Raw genomic sequence first — 4,808 nt, forward strand, 5'->3', positions numbered from 1 at the left:
CCAGTCAGCCTTCTATCTCGGCTATTTCTTCCTGGCGCTGCCCGCGGGTCTGGTCATGCGACGCTACGGCTACAAGGCCGCGGTCGTGACCGGACTGCTGCTCTTCGGCGGCGGCGCCCTTCTCTTCTATCCGGCCGCCGAGGTTCGGGCCTATCCGCTGTTCCTGGCCGCCCTGTTCATCATTGCCTCGGGCCTGGCGTTTCTGGAGACCTCGGCCAATCCCCTGATCACCGTATTGGGCGATCCGGCCGGGGCCGAGCAGAGGTTGAACCTCGCCCAGGCCTTCAACCCCCTCGGCGCCCTGACGGCCGTCGTCGTGGGCCGCCAGTTCATCCTGTCCGGGGTCGAGCCTTCGGCCGCCGAGTTCGCGGCGATGACCCCCGCGCAACTGGCCGCCTTCCAGTCGACGGAAGCCCAGTCGACGCAGATCCCCTATCTGATCATCGCCGCCGTCGTTTTCGTCTGGGTCGCGCTGGTCCTCTTCACGCGCTTTCCCAAGGCGGCGGACCGACCCGCTCCCGACCACAGCGACTTCGAGCTGTCGGCCCGCCAGGCGATCGCCGGCCTGTTCGCCAGACCTCGCTTCCTGTTCGGCGTCGCCGCCCAGTTCTTCTATGTGGGGGCTCAGGTGGGCGTCTGGAGCTTCATGATCCGCTACGCCCAGGCTCAGTTGCCGGGCCTGGGGGAGAAGGACGCCGCGAGCTGGCTATTCTGGTCGCTCGTCGGCTTCATGGTCGGGCGGTTCTCAGGCACGGCCCTGATGAGCCGGGTGCGTCCGAATGTCCTGATGGCCATGTTCGCGGCGATCAATGTCGCGCTCGTCGGGATCGCCGTCGGCGTTGGCGGGGTAGCGGGATTGACAGCGCTCGCCGCGACCAGCGCCTTTATGTCGATCATGTTCCCGACCATCTTCGCCACCTCCCTTAAGGGCCTCGGCCCGCTGACCAAGACGGGGTCCTCGTTTCTGGTTATGAGCATCGTCGGAGGTGCGGTGCTCACCGCGATTATGGGCGGTCTGTCGGACCTCGGCGGCATTCGCTTGGCCATGGTCGTTCCCGGCGTCTGTTTCGCCATCGTCCTGGCGTTTGCGATGACAGCCCGGTCGGGCGCGACCGGTGCGCCGGAGGGCGCGCGATGAGCATGGACGTCGTGATCTGTTCGGAGCCGGGGCGGCTGGTGCTCGAACGACGCCCTGTTCCAGAACCGGGACCAAACGAGGTTCTCCTCAGGGTCCGCCGTGTCGGGGTCTGTGGCACCGACATGCACATCTTTCGTGGGACCCAGCCCTATCTGAGCTATCCTCGTGTGATGGGCCACGAGCTGGCCGGCGAGGTCGTGAAGGCGCCATCGGGGTCCGAACTCGTCCCGGGCGATCCCGTCTATGTGATGCCCTATCTGTCGTGCGGCGTCTGCGCGGCCTGTCGCAAGGGCAAGTCCAACTGCTGCATGGCGATCCAGGTGCTGGGCGTCCATCGTGACGGAGCCATGGCGGAGTATCTCTGCGTGCCCGCGCCCTTCGTCCGCAAGGCGGAAGGCATCAGCCTCGACGCGGCGGCGATGATCGAGTTTCTCGCCATCGGCGCCCACGCCGTCCGTCGGGCCGCGGTGCGGCCCGACCAGTCGGTGCTCGTGGTCGGCGCGGGTCCGATCGGCATTGCCGCCGCCCTGTTCGCCGGCCTGGAGGGCGGGATCGTGACCGTCATGGATTCCCGGCGGGATCGCCTTGAGGTGGCGCGCGATCGGCTGAAGGTGGCTCACGTCGTGGTCGCAGGCGATGGCGCTGCCGCCGAGCTGTCCGGGCTGACGGGCGGCGACTTCTATGACGTGGTGTTCGACGCCACCGGCAACCCGGGCGCCATGGAGGCGGGGTTCGCCCATGTCGCCCACGGTGGAGTCTATGTGCTGATCTCGATCGTCAACGCCGATATCCGGTTCAACGACCCGGAGTTCCATCGCCGCGAGATGACTTTAATGGGCAGCCGCAACGCCACGCTCGAGGATTTCGAGACTGTTGTGGCGGCCATGCGCCGCGGTGATGTGCCGATCGGGGCCCTGAACACCCATGCGGCTGCGCTCTCCGATCTGCCCGATGTGCTTGAGAGCTGGATGGACCCCGCTGCGGGCGTGATCAAGGCGATCGTGACATGCTGATCGACGCCCACCAGCATTTCTGGCGGATCGGGCAACATGGCCAGGTGTGGCCGGAGGCCGATCTCGGTCGACTGTATCGCAATTTCGAGCCCAGAGATCTGTGGGCCCTGGGCGAACCTGTCGGCTTGACGGGGGTGGTGGCGGTCCAGTCCCAGCCCGACGATCGTGACACGGACTGGCTCCTGGATCTCGCCCGAGACGAGCCGCGCATCCTCGGTGTGGTGGGATGGGTCGATCTGGAGGCTAAGGGCGCGCCTGACCGGATCGCGACCCTGGCGACGAACCCTAAGATCAAGGGATTGCGCCCGATGCTTCAGGCGCTCGAGGACGACTGGATCTGCCGGCCAGCCCTCAGCCCGGCCGTCGACGCCATGGCGCGCCATGGCCTTCGCCTAGACGCCCTGGTCCGACCCCGCCACCTGCCGGGACTGCTGAGATTCGCCCAAGGGCGGCCGGATATTCCATTGATCCTCGACCACGGCGCCAAGCCGGACATCGGCCGAGGCGATCTGCAGGGCTGGGCGGATCGGATAGCGCCGCTGGCGGCCCTGCCGCATGTCCAGTGCAAACTCTCGGGCCTGCTGACGGAATGCGGGCCGGGGCAGGGCGCGGAAGCGATCGCGCCCTATGTCGGTCGTCTGTTCGACCTGTTCGGGCCGGATCGGATCGTCTGGGGCAGCGATTGGCCGGTCGTCGAACTGGTGTCGCCCTACAACAGCTGGTTGACCATGGCGCGCCGGTTGGTTGGAACAGACGATCGAAGCGTGTTCGGCGCGAACGCGGTCGCCTTCTATGGGCTAGACTTGCCCTCATGACCTCTTCCGATCCTTCTGTACCGACCTATCGGGCCCCGGCTCTCGAAAAGGGTCTCGATATTCTCGAGCTGCTGGCTGAGCGCGGCGAGCCCATGACGGTCGGCCAGATCTCAGTCGCGCTCGGACGCTCGACGAGCGAGCTGTTTCGCATGCTGCAGGTGCTGCAGCACCGAGGCTATGTCGGACCCGCCCCTTCCGGCGACGGCTTGGTCCTGACCAACAGGCTGTTTGCTCTGGGGATGACCCGGCCGCCGGCCAAGAGCCTCCACGAGGCCGCCTTACCCGCCATGCGCAGACTGTCCCAGACCGTCAGCCAGTCGTGCCACCTCGCCGTGGCGAGCGGCGAACGGATGGTGGTGGTGACCCGGATCGAAGCGCCTGGAAACCAGGGCTTCTCGGTGAGGGTCGGCTACAGCCGGCCGATCATCGCCTCGACGTCGGGCCTAGTGCTGTTCGCCTTCCAGCCCGACTGGGTCAGGCGGGACTGGGAGACGCGGCTGCGGCGGGGCGTGTCCGATGCGGCCTGGGCCGATTTCCAGTCCCGGGCGGCCCAGGCGCGCGATGCCGGACATGTGCGCGCCAACAGCGCGGTGGTGCCGCACATCTTCGACCTTTCGGCGCCGATCTATGACGCCGATGGCGTCGCCGCGGCTCTCACGTCGCCCTATGTCGGATCTCCCACCGCGATCCCTGTTATGGCCACGATCGCGGCGATCCAGGCCACGGCCGCCGAGATTTCCGCAGAGCTCGGCGGAGGTGTTCGGTGACCCTGCATCCTGCGCCTCTGGCGCGCCCGGAACTCACGCTCGATCTGCCCGTGCTCGGTTTCGGGGCGGCCGCGATCGGCAACCTCTACGCCGCAGTCGAGGAAGGGGTCGCGGCGCGGGCGGTCGAGGCGGCGCTCGCCGCCGGGGTGGATTATTTCGACACGGCCCCGCACTACGGCTTCGGCCTGAGCGAACGTCGGCTCGGGGCCGTTTTGCCGGCGACGGCCCGGATCTCCACCAAGGTCGGCCGTCGTCTGGTTCCTGTCTCCGAGGCCCTTTCGCGCGGAGAGCGCCATGGCTTTGTCGACGCCGAGCCGTTCGAACCGCATTTCGACTACAGCTATGGTGGGGTGATGGCCTCGTTCGAGGCCAGCCTGGAGCGTCTCAACCGAGATCGGATCGATCTGTTGATGGCGCATGACCTGGGTCGCGAGACCCACGGTGACGAACACCCCTACCGATTGAAGGAGTTCGTCGAGGGCGGATATCGCGCCTTGACCGTTCTGAAATCCGAGGGGCGGATTGGCGCGATTGGTCTGGGCGTCAACGAATGGCAGGCGGCCGTGGCGGTCCTCGATCACGTTGATCTCGACGTCGTCCTGTTGGCCGGTCGCTACACCCTGCTCGAACAGACAGCGCTCGACAGCTTCCTGCCTCTGTGCGCGCGGCGGGGCGTGAGGGTCATCGTGGGCGGCCCGTTCAACTCCGGCGCCCTGGTCGAACGCCCCGATGCGTCGCGGCCGCTCCACTACAATTATGCGCCAGCGTCGCAGGAGATCTGTACCCGAGTGGCCGCCCTTCAATCCGTCTGCGACGACCATGGGGTGCCGCTCCCGGCCGCCGCCCTCCAGTTTCCGATGGCCCACGCGCAGGTCGCGAGCGTCATCCCGGGATTGGCGGACCCCGGCCAGGTCGATGACGCCGTGCGATGGCGCGACACTATCCTTCCTGCCGCCCTGTGGCGCGACTTGCGGATGGCCGGCCTCCTGCATCCCGACGCGCCGACGCCGGACGAGAGGCCGCATCCGTGACTCCGATCCTTCTGCATCCTGACGACAATGTCCTTGTCTTGGCG

At 67.1% G+C, this 4,808-nt stretch carries 5 protein-coding genes; all 5 read left to right on the forward strand.

Going from position 1 to position 4,808, the window contains the following annotated elements:
- On the forward strand, positions 1 to 1,138 hold a 1,138-nt coding region (gene fucP / locus ACILQR_RS15540), incomplete at its 5' end, for an L-fucose:H+ symporter permease (protein ID WP_395652290.1).
- The gene (locus ACILQR_RS15545; protein ID WP_395652291.1) at positions 1,135 to 2,151 is read left to right on the forward strand and encodes a zinc-binding alcohol dehydrogenase family protein; all 1,017 of its coding nucleotides are present in this window, start codon (positions 1,135 to 1,137) and stop codon (positions 2,149 to 2,151) included. The genes fucP and ACILQR_RS15545, both read left to right, overlap by 4 nt.
- The gene (locus ACILQR_RS15550; RefSeq protein WP_395652292.1) at positions 2,145 to 2,966 is read left to right on the forward strand and encodes an amidohydrolase family protein; all 822 of its coding nucleotides are present in this window, start codon (positions 2,145 to 2,147) and stop codon (positions 2,964 to 2,966) included. Before ACILQR_RS15545 ends, ACILQR_RS15550 begins: the two co-directional genes overlap by 7 nt.
- Positions 2,963 to 3,733: an IclR family transcriptional regulator gene (locus ACILQR_RS15555; RefSeq protein WP_395652293.1), complete on the forward strand. Its 771-nt coding sequence runs from the start codon at positions 2,963 to 2,965 to the stop codon at positions 3,731 to 3,733. The genes ACILQR_RS15550 and ACILQR_RS15555 overlap by 4 nt, the downstream gene beginning before the upstream one ends.
- Positions 3,730 to 4,764: an aldo/keto reductase gene (locus ACILQR_RS15560; protein ID WP_395652294.1), complete on the forward strand. Its 1,035-nt coding sequence runs from the start codon at positions 3,730 to 3,732 to the stop codon at positions 4,762 to 4,764. The genes ACILQR_RS15555 and ACILQR_RS15560 overlap by 4 nt, the downstream gene beginning before the upstream one ends.
- Positions 4,765 to 4,808 lie beyond the last annotated feature (44 nt).

The sequence above is a fragment of the Brevundimonas sp. genome (assembly GCF_044239655.1).
Taxonomy (GTDB): domain Bacteria; phylum Pseudomonadota; class Alphaproteobacteria; order Caulobacterales; family Caulobacteraceae; genus Brevundimonas.